The organism is Microaerobacter geothermalis (genome assembly GCF_021608135.1).
Lineage (GTDB): Bacteria > Bacillota > Bacilli > DSM-22679 > DSM-22679 > Microaerobacter > Microaerobacter geothermalis.
The window spans coordinates 29,404-46,522 of sequence record NZ_JAKIHL010000026.1 but is presented as its reverse complement, the minus strand read 5'-3'; the positions used below and the strand labels follow the sequence as shown (position 1 = coordinate 46,522).

General features: G+C 42.3%; 12 protein-coding genes. 2 read left to right on the top strand and 10 right to left on the bottom strand.

The genetic code is table 11. From position 1 onward, the window contains the following. Positions 1–122: 122 nt before the first annotated feature. Positions 123–839, bottom strand: a complete 717-nt coding sequence (locus tag L1765_RS10600; RefSeq protein WP_236407094.1) for an SDR family oxidoreductase — start codon at positions 837–839, stop codon at positions 123–125. Between the two features lie 394 nt (positions 840–1,233). On the opposite strand from L1765_RS10600, the gene L1765_RS10595 reads away from it, so the two are divergent. Then, positions 1,234–2,523 carry a glutamate-1-semialdehyde 2,1-aminomutase gene (locus L1765_RS10595; RefSeq protein WP_236407091.1) on the top strand — a complete coding sequence of 430 codons (1,290 nt, stop codon included), beginning with the start codon at positions 1,234–1,236 and terminating at the stop codon, positions 2,521–2,523. Positions 2,524–2,960: 437 nt separating this feature from the next. Then, positions 2,961–7,487, top strand: coding sequence for a glutamate synthase-related protein (locus L1765_RS10590; protein ID WP_236407089.1), 4,527 nt, complete (start codon positions 2,961–2,963; stop codon positions 7,485–7,487). 118 nt (positions 7,488–7,605) lie between these two features. Here the strand turns inward: L1765_RS10590 and L1765_RS10585 are convergent, their stop codons facing one another. From L1765_RS10585 to L1765_RS10545, 9 genes are all read right to left on the bottom strand, one after another. After that, complete coding sequence (locus tag L1765_RS10585) at positions 7,606–8,271, bottom strand: ABC transporter ATP-binding protein (protein WP_236407088.1); 666 nt, start codon at positions 8,269–8,271, stop codon at positions 7,606–7,608. 16 nt (positions 8,272–8,287) lie between these two features. After that, positions 8,288–9,421, bottom strand: a complete 1,134-nt coding sequence (locus L1765_RS10580) for an ABC transporter permease (protein WP_236407085.1) — start codon at positions 9,419–9,421, stop codon at positions 8,288–8,290. A gap of 12 nt (positions 9,422–9,433) precedes the next feature. Continuing rightward, the gene (locus tag L1765_RS10575; RefSeq protein ID WP_236407083.1) at positions 9,434–10,726 is read right to left on the bottom strand and encodes an ABC transporter permease; all 1,293 of its coding nucleotides are present in this window, start codon (positions 10,724–10,726) and stop codon (positions 9,434–9,436) included. Between the two features lie 15 nt (positions 10,727–10,741). Beyond that, positions 10,742–11,983 (bottom strand): Fe-S-containing protein, encoded by a 1,242-nt coding sequence (locus L1765_RS10570; protein ID WP_236407081.1) that lies wholly within the window; start codon positions 11,981–11,983, stop codon positions 10,742–10,744. Positions 11,984–12,001: 18 nt separating this feature from the next. Then, positions 12,002–12,595 (bottom strand): iron transporter, encoded by a 594-nt coding sequence (locus L1765_RS10565; protein WP_236407079.1) that lies wholly within the window; start codon positions 12,593–12,595, stop codon positions 12,002–12,004. Positions 12,596–12,653: 58 nt separating this feature from the next. Further along, entirely contained in the window at positions 12,654–13,196 is a 543-nt protein-coding gene (locus L1765_RS10560; protein WP_236407077.1) for an iron transporter, read from the bottom strand. Positions 13,197–13,247: 51 nt separating this feature from the next. Then, positions 13,248–14,441, bottom strand: coding sequence for an FTR1 family iron permease (locus L1765_RS10555; RefSeq protein WP_236407074.1), 1,194 nt, complete (start codon positions 14,439–14,441; stop codon positions 13,248–13,250). A 182-nt stretch (positions 14,442–14,623) separates the two neighbouring features. Next, on the bottom strand, positions 14,624–15,313 hold the full coding sequence (locus L1765_RS10550; RefSeq protein ID WP_236407071.1) for a response regulator transcription factor: 690 nt from the start codon (positions 15,311–15,313) through the stop codon (positions 14,624–14,626). Next, entirely contained in the window at positions 15,291–17,063 is a 1,773-nt protein-coding gene (locus tag L1765_RS10545) for an ABC transporter ATP-binding protein (protein WP_236407068.1), read from the bottom strand. Before L1765_RS10545 ends, L1765_RS10550 begins: the two co-directional genes overlap by 23 nt. Positions 17,064–17,119 lie beyond the last annotated feature (56 nt).

The window sequence follows — 17,119 nt, the reverse complement described above, 5'->3', positions numbered from 1 at the left end:
ATTTCCCCACCAGTTGCCTGTCAGCTACGAGGCGACTTGGCTCTTACCTCGACCGGACTCGCACCGGCTAGTTATACCTAGCTTGGCTAGGCGCGCGTCAGAAAAAAAGACGCTAATGCGTCTTAATATTGCTGCACAATTGGGTGAATCATGATTTCATCAACCACCGCATGTCTTGGTGCACTTACCATATAAACCACGGCATCTGCCACATCTTCCGGTTTCAACCAATTCTCCTTCTCAGGAACCCCAGGTTTTGAATGATTAAAGTACGTATCTGTTGCTCCCGGATTAATGACGCCCACCCTTATCCCTAATTTTCTCACTTCCTTGGCTAGGGCTCCGGAGAATCCTTGAATTCCATATTTGCTGGCACAATAGGCAGCTGCATTGGGGATAGTCCACTTTCCAATGTCCGAGGAAATGTTTACAATATAGCCTTGTCCCCTTTCAGCCATCGGGCCAATCACTGCCTTGGAAAATAAAAAAGTACCAGTGAGATTAGTATCAATCAGCCTTTTCCACTCTTCTAAAGAGGTTTCCTTCACTGATTTGAAGAAGCCAATTCCAGCATTATTAACAAGAATATCAATCTTCCCAAAATGAGTTAATGTATTCTCCACCACACGATGGACATCTTCTTCAACAGTAACATCCGCTACCACAGGAACAGCTTCTCTACCAAGGGACTCAATGTCAGCGGCAACCCTCTTCAACTCTTCACCATTCCTGGCAACTAAAACCACATCAACCGCCCTTTTTGCTAGAGCTTCGGCTATCGCCTTTCCAATCCCTTTGGACGCTCCAGTAACAATTGCCACTTTATTTTCCAAACCCATACAGTTTTTATCCTCCTTAACTTTACCTCTAACAATTCAATTTAAAACCTAGCAATCCATATTAACCCTATTTATCTCCAATCATCGTACCATTCTATACTTATTTCATATTGGATGACAACCCCTTCTTTTGTTACAATATATGGACAAAATCGGGAACTATAGATACGGAATTAAAGAATTCACTAAGGACTGCCTTCGAGTTCGTACTAAGCGGAAAGTCTAAAGAACGGGAATTAGCCCTCAAACTGACTCCGCCTTTGGAAATACCAAGATGTTTTTGAGGGCTCCGTTCTTTAGACTTGAAGCGGACATGGATCACTTCCTGACGAACTCGACTAGCGGACGTGGGAATCTTTAATTCCGTCCATATACTCAAGATGGAGGGATATAAATGAACAGAAATCGGTCGGAAGAATTGTATCAGGAAGCTTTAGAATGCATCGTAGGAGGAGTAAACAGCCCCTCTCGCTCATTTAAGGCAGTTGGCGGTGGGGCCCCTGTTTTTATGAAAAAAGCGAAGGGAGCTTATTTTTGGGATGTAGACGGAAACCAGTATATTGATTATTTAGCAGCTTATGGCCCTATTATTACCGGACATGCCCATCCGCATATTACGGAAGCCATTTGTAAAGCAGCGGAAAATGGTACTCTTTATGGCACTCCCACACCTTTGGAAATCAAAATGGCCCGTCTTCTTAGAGAGGCAATCCCTTCAATGGAAAAAATTCGTTTTGTCAATTCTGGAACAGAGGCCGTCATGACCACCATTCGGGTGGCTAGGGCCTATACAGGAAGAGATAAAGTGATTAAATTTTCAGGATGCTACCACGGCCATTCTGATCTGGTCCTTGTGGCCGCCGGTTCAGGACCATCCACCATTGGCATTCCGGATAGTGCCGGGATTCCCCAGAGTATTGCCAATGAAGTGATTACCGTCCCCTTTAATCAATTAGAGCCTCTTTCTCAAGCTCTTGATAAATGGGGAAATGAGGTCGCCTGTATTCTGGTGGAACCTATTGTAGGAAACTTCGGGATTGTCATGCCGGAAGATCATTTTCTGTCTGAAATCAATCGTTTGGCCCACCAATACGGAGCATTGGTCATCTATGATGAAGTGATTACCGCATTTCGATTTACCTATGGAGGTGCTCAGAATTTACTCGGGGTTGAACCGGATTTAACTGCCCTTGGAAAAATTATAGGAGGAGGCCTTCCCATCGGGGCATATGGCGGAAGAAAAGACATTATGGAAAAAGTTGCTCCCCTTGGCCCTGCCTATCAGGCTGGTACGATGGCTGGAAATCCGGCTTCCATTTCAGCCGGTATTGCCTGTCTTGAAGTCCTGTCACAACCGGGAACCTATGAGTATCTCGATTCCCTTGGAAAACGCTTAGAAGAAGGAATTTGGGATGCGGCGAATAAATGTAATCAAACCATTCAGGTCAATCGCTTGAAGGGAGCACTTTCCCTATATTTTTCTGACCGTCCGGTCAAAAATTATGATGATGCCAAAGCATCCGATGGAAAAAAATTTGCACAATTTTTTCACCTGATGTTAAACCAAGGGGTTTGTCTTGCTCCATCCAAATATGAAGCTTGGTTTATCACCATAGCCCATACACCACAAGATATCGAACATACCATTGAAGCGGTTCAACATGCATTCCAACATTTAACTTAAAGGAAAACGAGCTCAACCTGCAGACCTGCAAATCTTAGTTCCATTCATATCGTCCAAAAGTTATTTCACGAATTAAACTGGTATTATGCACCAATATTGTTCGGTTTTTTTGCAGTCTCATTTTTTTGTCAAAAATTATTAATCATTAGAAATCAGTATAAAAACGCTTTCATTTGAATAATAACACAAATGGATATTGTGGTGGGTGAAAATTCGTGTTATTCTATAATTAATTTACTTTTTTGCACGTTAAAGGCCTATCGTATCCATTTGTTATTTTTATTGTTTTTTGCTGTTTGTTTCATTTATTTTGCATAAATATACAATATTGTTGCATTATTTCTTTTCCAACCTTTTACCGTTTATTTTCGTCTATTGCTCATATTGAATACTTTATATAGGAGGTGAGAGGTCAGCTTTACAACTGACCGAATTGCATGAAAAAAGGAAACATTAGCCGATTTAAAAATCTGCTGTCTGAAGAACATGATAGCTGTGGGATTGTCGCTATTATTGAAAAAAATAATAAACCCACCCATAAAAACGTTCTTAAAACCATTGATGCATTAATAAAAATGGAGCATCGTTCTGGGTTTATTGATGGAGAAGGAGATGGATGCGGAATTTTAACCGATATCCCCCGTTCTCTGTGGGCTCAATATTTAGCTCAAAACAACATCCCTGCAGAGCTTGCATATGAGAAGGGTTTTTCAGTTGCTCACATTTTTATTCCCCGTTCAGAAGATATCCCTCGGGTAAAAGAACAAATCAAAAATATGTTCGCTGATGCCAATTTTTCTATTCTTTTGGAAAGAACCGATGAAGTTAATTCCTCTGTTTTAGGGAAAAATGGTTCATCTGATGAACCAAGTTTTTGGCAGATTGCAGCAAAATGTGATAATACCAACGGAAAGTCAACAGAAAGTCACATCTTTGAACTTCATGTTGCCATCGAAGAAAAGTTTAATGTTCATGTGGCATCCTTTAGCAATCATTCTGTCATATATAAAGTGATGGGGGCAGCCAATATCCTTCCCCAATACTTCAATGATGTAAAGCGTCCTGAATTTCAATCGGCGGTTACTATTGGGCACAACCGTTATTCCACCAACACTTTGTCTAATTTCTTCAGGGTCCAACCTTTCTCTTTATTGGGACACAACGGGGAAATTAATACAATCAGCAAACTTCAGGATGAAGCAGCGATGTTAAACGTGCCCTTAGTTGAAGGTGGAAGCGATTCTCAAAATTTAAATAGAACCATTGAAACCTTCATTCACCGATATGGAATGACTCTATTTGAAGCTATGGAAATGGCATTCCCTCCAATTATAAATGAAATGAAAAATTTACGTCCTGAATTGCAGGATTTATATGTGTACTTAAGACAAACCTGGGGACATTTTTCACAGGGTCCTGCAGGAATTGTATCCCGCTATTCCAACGAATGCGTATTTAGTGTGGATGCCCTTGGTTTGCGCCCTCTTTGGATGCTGGAATGCGATGATTCCTATTATTTTTCTTCAGAACAAGGAATTATATCCGTCTATGATATGGTGAGTGAACCTAAGCCACTGGCTCCTGGCGAAAAAGTAGGAATTATTTTGAAAGAAAACGAAGTACAAGTCATCCACCATTCCGATCTGCAGAATCTTGTTCTTCAAAGAGTAAAAGAAAAGGTGGATTTTTCGGGGCTGGGATACCATATACAACCTCCAGTAGAAGTGGAGGTGGATGTCCAACATGATAAAATTGATGTCTCAAACCAAATGTACAGTGCATTCGGATGGGACAGGGAGCATATTCAATTGGCTGAACAAATGGCTTCCAACGGTGCAGAACCCATTCACTCCTTAGGCTATGACGGACCCCTGGCAGCCCTTTCTAACGAAAGACAAAATATTGCTGATTTTATAAAGGAAAGTGTAGCCGTCGTAACCAACCCTGCCATTGACCGTGACAGGGAAATGGAACACTTCTCCACCAGAGCCGTTCTTGGAAACAGGCCTCCTTTGATGGAAGAAATATCAGGTTCTGCTCGTAGATTGGAACTGTTGTCTCCTATTCTGCTTGAAGGTACAACCGGACAACAGGCTTCCAAGGAATTAAATACCTTAAGCTATGAACAGGTCCTCCATTTCTTCCAACAAAACGGAAATCAAATTGCCACTTTATCCACTCATTTTACAGATGAGTTGCCAATGAAAGAATCCTTGGAAAAAATGGCCCAGGATGCCATCGACGCCGTAGAAAACGGAGCAACCCTCCTCATTTTAGAGGATACGGGAGTTCACAGGAACGGAAAGTACTGGATTGACCCCCATCTTGCTGTATCCAAAGTGGATAAAGCATTGAAGGCAAAGGGAAAAGGAAATGGCAATCTGAGACGTCAAACCAGTATTCTTATCCGTTCGGGAGCAATCCGCAATCTGCATGACATTGTGATCATCCTTGGTTTGGGTGCAGATATTGTATCACCCTATCTCCTTTTTGCCACCGTGGAGGGAAAAGATGGGCTAAGATCGGTGAAAAACCTGTTTTCTGCCCTGAAAAAAGGAATGGAAAAAGTGATTTCAACCATCGGTATCCATGAATTAAGGGGATACAGCCGTTTATTTTCTGCCATTGGCCTTCATCAGGAAATTGCTGAAGTTCTGGACATTGTAAACTTCTGCGGGTCGGATCAATTGAGCAGGGATTGGAAGAAGCTTGAAGAGGACAGCCGCTTGCGCCATAAGGATTATCAGGATGAAGACTCGAAGCCGGCAAAAACATTCCATTTGTTCCCCCGTATTTGGAAATCAATTGGTCAATTAGCTCAGGGGATGATTTCATATCACGAATATAAGGAAAAATTGGATGAACAGGAGATCAACAATCCGATTTCTATCCGTCATTTGGCTGATATTAACTATGAGAAGCGTCAGAAGGAAACAGCGCCCCTTGACCTGTCCAAGGTAAATATTGGCGTAGGTCATCATTCTTTGCCGTTTATCATTAGTTCCATGTCTTTTGGGTCCCAAAATGAAATTGCTTTCCGTGCATACGCAGAAGCGGCAGACCAGCTTAACATGATCAGCTTAAACGGTGAGGGCGGAGAAATTAAAGATATGCTTGGCAAATACCCCAAAACAAGGGGTCAACAAATTGCCTCCGGCAGATTTGGCGTAAATATTGAATTATGCAACTCCACCAATCTTTTAGAAATTAAAATTGGTCAGGGGGCAAAACCGGGTGAAGGAGGACATCTTCCCGGATCAAAAGTAACGGAAAAAATCGCTGCAGCACGAAATGCTGTTCCCGGTTCGGATCTGATCTCTCCTTCTAACAACCATGATATTTACTCCATTGAGGATTTGGCCCAAATCATATATGAGATGAAAACCGCAAATCGGGAAGCTAAAGTAGCCGTGAAGGTACCCATTGTTCCTAATATTGGAACGATATCCGTAGGAATTGCCAAAGCTGGTGCAGACTTTATCAATTTGAGCGGATTTGACGGCGGAACGGGTGCTGCCAGAACTCATGCGATTCAGCATGTAGGACTACCCGTTGAAATTGGTGTGAAAGCAGCCCATAACGCTCTCATTGAAGCCGGGTTGCGTGACAAGGTGGAAATCTGGGCTGATGGAGGCGTAAAAAGCAGTTTAGATGTCATGAAATTAATTCTGCTTGGAGCTAATCGTGTCGGATTCGGTACTTTATCCATGATTGCCGTAGGTTGTACGACTTGCAGAGGGTGTCATCTGGATACCTGCCACGTAGGTATTGCAACACAAATTGATTCCATTGAAGAAGCCAAAGAAAAAGGACTTCGCCGATTCGTTCCGAGACAATTTGAACAGGCTGTTGAAAATTTAAAGACCCTCTTCACTGCATTTGGAGAAGAGCTGCGCCAAATCACAGCTAACTTGGGATTTGAGAATACCCAAGATCTTGTGGGAAGATCAGATTTGCTACATCAAGTTCGAGGATTGGACCAATTGGACCTGTCTGCCTTGCTTGAAGCAAAACCCTATGAGCCTGTCAATTTGGTATGGGCTGATAAAAAGGATACAGCAAGCTCAGCGGTTTTGGTGGCCGCAGGAGCAGAGCAATCGAACCAGAGCGGACCTGTTTATTATTCCACTGAAAGACCCATTACCCACACGTTTTCAAATGTCCTTGGAGATCAGAGGGTTCTGGCTAGCGATTATTCTGGAGCACGGGTAAAGCCCAGACTGGATGGCAGTTATAGGCAGCTTCCTTCTGTCCACCTCCATTTTGAAAACGGGTCTGTACCCGGAAATGGATTAGCCGCCTACCACGCAGATGGCATTCATGTCAGAGTAACTGGCGGAGCTCAAGACGGTGTAGGTAAGACAGGATTTGGCGGTCGGGTTAGTGTCATGAAAGCCATCAATAAGAATCAGCAATTTATTGATGGTTCCGTGGGCAAAGGCTTCTGCTACGGCGCCCAAAAGGGATTATATATCGTTCAAGGAAATGCGGATGCCAGGGCTGGAATTCGTTTATCAGGCGCCAGCGTTGTGATTGGAGGAGAAATTACTTCCCCCATTAATGATTCCCTGGGAGGCATTGGAGCGAGGGCAAATATTAAGGGCTTTGCCTTTGAATATATGACCAATGGCCGTGCTGTCGTTCTTGGGGATCCAGGCCCATGGATTTGTGCAGGGATGACTGGTGGTGTTGTTTATCTCCGTTATCAACCGAAACTAGGTTTAGACGAAGCTGCCATAAAAAGGAGAATTGCCAAGGGGGCAAAGGTGGCCGTCCGTCCTCTCAGTGAAAAAGGTGTGGCGGACATACAAGAGTTACTCACTGCTTACATCGAGGAATTAAAAGAAACTCACCAGTATGAAACTGCTGATAGAATTCAACAATTACTCGATGAACCTGAAAAGCATTTCCTTGAAATCATACCTACAAAAGAACAAGCCGATCCGTCCATCTCAACCGAATAATATCCATCGGAAATAAATAAACCATGTCAGATAGTTGGAATAAAAAGGGAATGTGATCATCTACACATTCCCTTCTTCTTTCATTCATAATAGAACTTTCACTTATCCAGTAGCCTTTTCACACAGCTTGTAAAGTTAATTGGCTTAATTTTCCGTGAACAAGCTGCAATTGTCTTTGAGCCAGTTTCCCCACCGCAGGGGAATGGGTCACCATAATGATGGTGTGTCCCTGCTTATGGAGTTCTTTGAATAACTCAATCACAATTTTTTCATTTGTTCCATCCAAATTTCCTGTTGGTTCATCGGCAAGGATAATCGCCGGATAATTAATTAACGCTCTAGCAATACAAACCCTTTGCTGCTCTCCGCCGGATAATTGAGAAGGAAGATGATAGGCTCTTTCCTTTAGGCCTACCCTTTCCAATGATTCAAGGGCTTCCTTTTCATCGGGTATACTGTGATAGTATTGGGCAAGCATGACATTCTCAACGGCTGTCAAGTAAGGAATCAAGTGAAACTGTTGAAATACCAGGCCAATTTTGTCCCGCCGCACCTCCGTCAGTTCCCTGGCGGTTAAGCGAGAGATCTCTGTTCCGTCAATCCATATGGAACCGGATGTAGGCTGATCCATACACCCAACCATGTTAAGGAAGGTGCTTTTCCCGGAACCTGAAGGTCCCATTACCGAAACCCATTCCCCCTTTTTAATATCCAAACTGATTTGATCCAAAGCCTTTACATTTCCATAATGTTTGCAAACCTCTTTCATTTGTACGATGCTCACTATACCATCCCTCCTTCTACTCACCCTTTAACACAACTGCAGGGTTAACCTGAGACAAACGTTTTAAAGGGATCCATGCCGCTCCCAAAACGATAATAAATGACAACAATAGAACAATCGGTAACGAATATAGCTGATAAGTCACTTCTGTCTGAAATACGGTGTTGGCAACCCATTGGGCGAAAAACCATCCCAATCCCCATCCCAACAAACTTCCCATACATGCTATCAATATGCTTTCACTTAAAAACTCCCTGGCAATGGCCTTTTCCGATGCCCCCAATGCCTTTTTCAGTCCAATCTCTTTTTTCCTTTCAGTTACCATGGCAATTAACGTAGAAAGCACACATAGGAAGGTTGAACCCAGGATCAGAACAACAATAAAGGTTACCAAGGAAATCATTTTAGCCAAAACCTTTCCCTCTGACTGGACAATTTGTTTAACAGGGGTTACATTTATCCCCTTGATTTTCCCTTCGATTTCCTTTACAACCTGATCCAGCACATTTTCATCTGCCACAATACTGTATAAGATATAGTGATATTTGTTGGACAGGTTCATTTGCTTTTGAAGTTCTGAAAGATTGATAAACATTTGTTCATCTTCCGTACCGCCCGTTGAAATCACTCCAACCACTTGATAAGAATCAGCCTCGTAATTCCCGTTTATTTTTATTTTTATCGAGTCACCTATGCGAATTCTTTCCGTTTCGGCTAAAGAAACACCAACCATCACCTGCCGGGGAGATAAACTATTTTCTTCTCCATCTACCCTCCAATATGGAGCAACTGAAAGCATCTGCCTCAGATTAATCCCAACGACATCTGTCTCTTTGCCATTGATTTCTCCCTTTCCATAAAGAATAGGAGAATATCCTATCAACTGTTGTGAAGGAATATACTGATTGGCCTGTTCCATTTGCTCCCTTGTTATAAAAGAATCGGTCTCAACGGATGGGGTTAGAATGACATTTGCACCATAACCTCTCATTTCCCTGCTCATATTTTCATCCAATCCCGAGTAGACACTGATCAGGCCGGCGACCACCAAATTGCCGATCGTGATTGCCAATAGTGCGATTAATACCCGGCTCTTTCTTCCGTTAAGGGAACGAAGAATCAATTTGAAGAACATTTTTCTTTTTTTCAAGATACTTCCCCCCTACCCGATATGAAGAACATCGGCTGGCTTTAACCGGGAAATGAAACGAAGGGCGGACAAACTTCCAATAACGACCACGAAGACTGAAATCACGAGGGTAATGGGCAAAACCAACCATTTAATAGTAATAAAGGATTGAAAAACCACCTGTCCCAGCCATTGCGCAAGGCCTAACCCCAATGAAAAACCTACCATGCCTGCAATCAATGCCAATAGTCCCGCTTCAACAAGGAACAAAGCCACAATATTTCCGTTACTAGCACCTAATGCCTTCATTAAGCCGATTTCACGCTGTCTTTCCAACACCTTAGTCATCATCAAATTGGATATTCCCAATGCTGCACTGGCCAAAGCTGCCAAGGAAAATGCAAACATTAGCTTCTCTACTTTTTTCATAATATTCCCTTCCGAGTCAGAAATTTGCCTGATGGCTTTGGCATCCGTACCCGGAATCACTTCCTCAATCTGATAAGCAATGGCACCTACAAATGCCGTACAATACCATGTTTCATAATCCGCTTCACTTAGAAGGGCTGGGTTCTTCTCTGCCCTTTCTGCCAGCTCCGTATCCGGTACAGTCAGGGCACTTACTTCCAACTCTTCCACCTTTCCAGGTAGCTTTAGAAAATCCTGCATTTGCTCCAATGAAATAAATACTTGCTCTTCTTCTTCTCCTCCCCCTGAGATAATTCCATCAATCATGAAAGATTTTTCAAGAGATTTCTCAGAGGACTCCGCTGAAAGGGTTAATATTAAGGAGTCTCCCGTTTTTAAATTCATTTCTTTGGCCAACCTCTTCCCAACCAAGATTCCATTAGGGTTGGTTTGCTCACTGGGCCATCTCCCATCAATTTCCCACCACTTTTTTAAATCCTTTATTCCCGTGACCATGATTTCTCCGGTGGGAAGAGATAATTCCTTTTGAAACCAGGTTCCCACAGCCTTGATTTTTCTACCCGTTCCCACTTCCGTTAATTCACCTGACAGATAAGGAGAAAATCCCAAAATATTATTGGTCCAAAAAATCGTTTTAATGTTCCCTATGTATTGTTCTTCGATATATCTCCCTAATTTCGCTGATCGTTGATCCTCGCTGATTCCAGCCTGAACAGCAGGAACCACCCGAATATTGGCTCCATAGCTTTTTAATTCCCGATTCATTTTGTCGCCTATATCAAAGGAGACCGTTAATATAGCGGTAATCAAGGCAGCAGCAAAAAGAATGGTGGCAAAAATCAGCATTTTCTCCTTTATCCCTTGGGAATATAGCTGTTTCATCATTCGAAAAAACATCTTTCTACTGCCTCCTTATTTAAAAAATCCCATTTTTTCTTCAAGGTCTGCTGCCGCAATAATCAAATTCCCATCCTTTAATTGGCTGGGCAGAGGCAGGGGATTACATCCTCCGTTGAACCCGATGGTTCTGATGTTAATAATCGAATTGCACTTGATACAGATCACATTGTCACCATCCTGGTAGTATCCAGTTTGACCGCAGATTTGACAATAATCAAATCCTACCCCATAAACATTTTGCTCTCCCTTTCGAATGACAAGAAATCGAACATATTTCCCATCCTGATTGGTATAACGGTAGCGATGCAGCTTTCCATCCCCTATCTCTTCCATATTGAGATAGACATAGCCGTCAGCAGCAGGAATTACCTCTTTCGCATCGGAGACATCCGGCTTCTTCGCCGAAATCATCTGGTGGCCAAAAAATACAGAACCAACAAGAATCAGAATCAAACTATAGCTCCACATCCATCTCCTGTGTCTTATGAGAATCGCCCTCACCTTTCTTTTTTCTGCTGGATTTTTTCCCTCAAAAGATACTCTTCTTAGCGGATGCTTTACATACCAGGACCCAGCAAGCTGAAAAATCACCAATATGAGGTACACATAAAAATAATTTGGACTGACCTGATTAATCCATGGGGCTAAAATCCTTACTGCTTGTTTGGTGATGGGTAAAAATCCGAGAAGAAAAACCAACTGCACCAGAGTCATGATTTCTTTAACCAGAAAAAGTCCAAGAATAATGGATGACCACCATTGAAACCAGGAATTGGACATCACGTGCAAGCTTCTTTGGATGGCCAAAAGGACAAATCCAAGCAAGAAAATGGCAATATAACCGATCATCACTTCCAATGCTGTTTCGGTACTCCAGAAGCCCTCGATTCTGTACGATTTATAGGGCCCAAGCCAAAGAGTATCCCCATATCGAACAATCAGGATAAACAAGAGGGATATAACGATGATTTTCCCATATCGTCTTGATTTTTCCGGCTTCATCCACAGTAAAATGATGAAAAACCCGGCAAAAGGAATGGTAGCTAGGGTGAACCCGGCTTCCATCCACTCTCTATTGCCTTTGGTAACGAAGAAGAACAATAAAAAGGCCAGGAAGGAGCCAATAGTTGTTATTCCAACGACTGCATAGGTACTGATCTCACCTTTCAGACGTTTAAACCAGAAAAATAAGATCCCTAATGCGACTGTCGGAAAAAACAAATCTTCTACGATATGCACAAAGACTTCAAGCATATGAATGACTCCCTTTCATTACCACTGTCTTCCTAAATAAGGAAAAGTCCATTCCACTGTAATCGGTTCATCCCAGAACCGGCCCTCCACCCCAGTTTCTTTATCCACATGGAGCACTAGGCCCTGTTCCTGGGGACGGGAGATGGTAAAGGTAAGTTTATATTCTCCGGTACCTGACATTTTCACATTGGCGCCATAGTGAGGGCCATCGGCTGCATTCATCGGCATAAAGCTTCCTTCGGTCACCTCTTTTGTATCTACATTTTCCAAACGATAATCAATGGTAAGATAAGGGACCCATTCTCCAAAGCCGAATCCATTGGGATTATCCTTTAACGCATGAATGTCTGCTTCCAAATGAACATCTGCTGTGTCAGGCCCTAACCCGGCATTATCCTTCGGCTCCATGACCACCGGCTGGAAATAAACAGCCGAAATCTTCATTCCTTGCTTTTCTATCTCATCCCCAATCGGAAATTCTCGAAATCCGCTACGTCCCTTTTGATTCGTTTGGCCATCGGATTGTTCCGTAGAAGTGGATTGATCTGATGATAAAGAACATCCGGCCAAAAGAACAATGATCGCCAGGATGAAGAATAATGGTTTTTTCATATGTAAAATCCCCTCCAATGTGAATTCTTCATTTTAGTCAGTTTCCTTTACGGCCTATCTACCATTGACGCGGCAGGTAAGGAAATTCCCACTCCACTTCAATGGGTTCCTGCCAAAAACGTCCCTCTACACCTGTTTCAGGATCGGTATGAAGCAAATACCCCTGCTTTTCCGGTGAATAAATCATAAAGGTTAATTTGTAATTGCCTGCCCCAGCCATCTTGATATTGCTGCCATAATGGGGACCATCACTGGCGATCATCGGCATCAAGGTTCCTTCTATCTTTTCTCCGTTATCCATATTTTCCAGACGATATTGTACTGACAAATAAGGAATCCATTCCCCAAATCCAAAGCCTGTTGGATTTCCCTTTAGCGCATGGATATCTGCTTCCAGATGAATATCCGCTTCCTCCGGGGAAAGACCAGCATTATCCTTCGGCTCCATTTCTACAGGCTGAAAATAAACAGCCGCGATTTTCATATATTCAACTTCCTGTTCTTCTCCGATCGGGACTTCCTCAAAGGCAAAAATCACCGGAACCACCGGAATTAGTACCATCATCATTAATACAAATAAAGTAGTAGCTTTTCTAAACATCTACATCCTTCCTCCTTCTTTAAACTACGATGCGCTTCTTAACTCCTTCTTCTACGACTGATATCCCCTATTCACCTTTTTACGAACCATCATCCACAGTAATGGAATGATGGCGGCCAACAAGAGAATCGCTTGTAGCGATAAGCTCTCCCAAGTAGGATAAATTCCCAACCAACCAATGATGGGAAAACCATTGAGCGATGTTTCCGAAATCCATCCTGCGGCTTGAAGCTCAACAATTCCTCCCCCTGCAAAAATAAAGGCTAAAAGATACATCAGGGCACCTGTCCCTAAAAACAAGGGTTTAATCGGCAAATGGATGCTGGTGTACCTCACTGCGTAAAAGAGTCCAAAGAGGAGAATTGCGCCGATTAAGATCCCAAACCCAATCATCCCATATTCACCAGGTTCGGCTCCTGCCATCAGAGCTGAGTAGAACAGTACCGTTTCAGCTCCTTCCCGGTAGACAGCCAGAAAAGCCGCTGCCCAAAGAGCAATCGTGCTTCCCCTGCTTAAAGAATCATGTACCTTTTTTTGAATATAACGCTGCCATCGATCCCCTTGAACTTTGCTTACCAGCCAATAGCTCACCCAAAAAAGAACCACAACGGCAACAAGCATCGTAATCCCTTCCAAAGCCTCTTGGCTCTGACCGCTTATTTCAAAGAAATATTTAATAGATAAGGCGGTTGCCAAGCTGGCAATGATGGCAGTGATCGCACTGGAATAAATGACTTTCACCTTATCTTCATTGCCAGATTTTAGCAGGTATCCGATCAACGCTCCAATTAAGAGAATCGCTTCAAAACCTTCCCTTAGAATAATCGATAAAGAATAGAGAAAAACTCCCAATAACCCACCTTCACTTCGAGTTAAAACGGCTGCATCCTGACGTAACATCTCGTTTAACTCATTCATTACCGCCACAATCTCAGATGAAGGTGCCCCTTTATCCATGAGCTTCTTAATTTCACTAAAACGATCCTCTAGTTCAAAGGCCCTTTTCGCAGATATGTTTATCCGAACGGCCTTTTCCATCTCATCTCCCTCAAAGGGACCGAAATAAGCGTCATTTACCTTGTTTTTCCCTTCAGTCACATTCCCCTGCTCATAGAAGATCAAGGCCTCATCCAGAATCCCGCTAATTTCATCCACCACTTGATTCCAAGAAGCTGCTGCAAAGGCCTGGCTAGGGATGATAAATACAGTAAGTAGAACAATCGTGAATGCCAACCTTTTCAACAAAAATCTCCCTCCCCTTGTATAATTGATAATGATTATCATTACTGAGCAAAAAATAAATTCCTGCATATGACAGAAATCGATAATGATTCTCATTATTCAGGCTACCAAACATTTGTTGAAAAGATTTAGGGTAAATATAGAATTTTTTTAGAATACCCGTGACAACTTTGTGTCAAATTCATTCACTGACACTTTTCTAAAATATACCCGATACCCCATACGGTTTTTATCACTTGCTGCCCGGTATTTTCCGATAATTTTTCCCTTAAAGTGTGAATATAGCTGTCAATGCTTCGGGGATTTCCATCAAAATCAATTCCCCATACTTCTTCAATTAACTGTTCTCTTGTTACCACACGTCCGCAGTTTTTCATAAAATAGGATAAAATATCAAACTCTTTATTGGTAACCTTTACTTCCCTTCCCCGTACCCAAACTTTATGCTGATTGGGACACAATTGAATATCTCCCACTCTCTCCATTCCCCCAAGGGGAATCTGTTTAAAACTTCCTTCTAACCTGCGCCGGATGGACCGAATTCTTAAAATCACTTCCCTTGGGGATACGGGTTTTACCAAATAATCATCTGCCCCTAGTTCTAATCCCAAAATTCGGTCCGAAGATGAACCCCTCTCGGTAATTATGATAATGGGTACCGAAGAAATATTTCTGATTTCTTCACATAAATACCATCCATCCAGACCTGGGATATCAATCTCAAGAATCACCAAATCCCAATTTTCATTTATAAAAGTTTCCAACCCCTTGGCACCGTTGGATATTCCCTTTGTTTCATAACCTTCCTTCTCCAAATAGGCAATTAATGAGTTTCGATGGCTCTCATCCGGATCAATGATCAATATTTTTTTCATGACTTCGTCCCTCCAAATGTTGAACCCGGTACAGTCGGGAATAGATACCTTCCTTTATCATCAATTCTTCATGGGTTCCCTGTTCCTTGATCTCCCCATCCTCAACCACAACGATTAAATCGGCATGGGTGATAGTAGATAAACGATGGGCAACAATAATGGCCGTTCGATCCTTTGCCAATGTTTCCAAGGATTGCTGGATTAATTGCTCAGATTCCAAATCAAGGGCAGAAGTTGCTTCGTCCAAGATAAGAATAGGCGGATTTTTCAAAAAAACCCGGGCAATGGCCAATCGCTGTTTTTGCCCGCCTGACAATTTTACACCACGTTCCCCGATTTCAGTATCATATCCTTGGGGCAGTTCCCGAATAAAAACATCGGCATTGGCTGCTTTTGCTGCGGCAATCACTTCATCCATCGAAGCTTCCGGCTTTCCCATCAAAATATTTTCCTTTACCGAACCACTAAATAAAATATTATCCTGTAAAACCATTCCGATCTGCTTTCGCAAATCCTTCAACCGAACATCCCGAATGTCTATCCCGTCAATGAATACTTGCCCAGATGTCACATCGTAGAAACGTGGAATCAAGCTGATAATGGAAGATTTTCCACCACCGCTCATTCCTACCAAGGCTACCTTTTTTCCAGGATAAACATGGAGATTAATATTTTTTAGGACTAGCTCTCCCGTATCCCTATACCGAAAATTCACATTTTGGAAAACCACTTCCCCTTTACTCGTAGTTAATTCCCTTGCCTTGGGGTTATCTACAATGTCATAAGATTCGTCAATGAATTCAAAAACCCTGTCCATGGAAGCAATAGATTGGGTTAAGGTTGTTGATGAGTTAACTAATCTCCTTAAGGGATTATATATTCTCTCCATGTAAGCATAGAAGGCTATCATTTCTCCTACTGTCAAATTTCCGCCTATGACTTGATATGCTGCATATCCTATAACAGCAAGGGGTGCAATATCCGTGACGGTATTCACCACCGCAAAGGTTTTGGCATTCCAATCGGTATGATCAATGGCTTTCTGAAGAAAATGACGGTTTTTCTTATCAAAAAGCTTCTGTTCATGTTCTTCGATGCCAAAGCTGCGAATGACTGACATTCCCTGAACACGCTCATGAAGATGTCCCTGCATTTCGGCCAATGCCTGGGATCGTGCCCTGGTTAACGACCTTAGTTTTTTATAAAAATATTTAACGGCTGCTCCATAAAAAGGAAAAACAGAAACAGCCACCAATGTCAGCTTAAAGTCCATGAACAACATAATTCCAATAGCCATGAACAGAGTAATCATATCCAACCAAATATTCATTAAACCTGTGATCACAAAGTTCTTCGTCTGTTCCACATCGTTAATCACTCTGGAAATGATTTCCCCTACTTTGTGATTATTATAATAGCGGAGGGAAAGCTTTTGGATATGTGAAAACATCAAATTCCTGATGTCAAACAAAATTTTATTGGCTGTCCATTGGGCAAAATATTGCCTATAATACTCAACTGGCCCTCTAATAATCGTGAATAAAAAAAACATTGCAGCCATGATCCACAATAATTGCCTATATTTTTCTTCCGCAGGGATGTCGGCCATGATCAAGTCATCCACGATAAACTTGATCAGTAAGGGAAGAGTGAGCGGGATCCCAAATTTGATAATCCCAATAATAATTGTACCCACTACCATCTTCCAGTACGGTTTGACAAAGCGTAAATACCGATAGATAACCTCCATGTTTTCCTCCCCCTTGCTGTAACAACCCCTGCCTAACTTCTATAATGTGTGGAACT

Bases quoted from the DNA above. Each gene is read 5' to 3' on its own strand.
- L1765_RS10590 (WP_236407089.1), top strand. From the start codon at position 2,961: ATGAAAAAAGGAAACATTAGCCGATTTAAAAATCTGCTGTCTGAAGAA.
- L1765_RS10600 (WP_236407094.1), bottom strand. From the start codon at position 839: ATGGGTTTGGAAAATAAAGTGGCAATTGTTACTGGAGCGTCCAAAGGG.
- L1765_RS10570 (WP_236407081.1), bottom strand. From the start codon at position 11,983: ATGCTTGAAGTCTTTGTGCATATCGTAGAAGATTTGTTTTTTCCGACA.
- L1765_RS10560 (WP_236407077.1), bottom strand. From the start codon at position 13,196: ATGTTTAGAAAAGCTACTACTTTATTTGTATTAATGATGATGGTACTA.
- L1765_RS10550 (WP_236407071.1), bottom strand. From the start codon at position 15,313: ATGAAAAAAATATTGATCATTGATCCGGATGAGAGCCATCGAAACTCA.
- L1765_RS10545 (WP_236407068.1), bottom strand. From the start codon at position 17,063: ATGGAGGTTATCTATCGGTATTTACGCTTTGTCAAACCGTACTGGAAG.
- L1765_RS10575 (WP_236407083.1), bottom strand. From the start codon at position 10,726: ATGTTTTTTCGAATGATGAAACAGCTATATTCCCAAGGGATAAAGGAG.
- L1765_RS10595 (WP_236407091.1), top strand. From the start codon at position 1,234: ATGAACAGAAATCGGTCGGAAGAATTGTATCAGGAAGCTTTAGAATGC.
- L1765_RS10565 (WP_236407079.1), bottom strand. From the start codon at position 12,595: ATGAAAAAACCATTATTCTTCATCCTGGCGATCATTGTTCTTTTGGCC.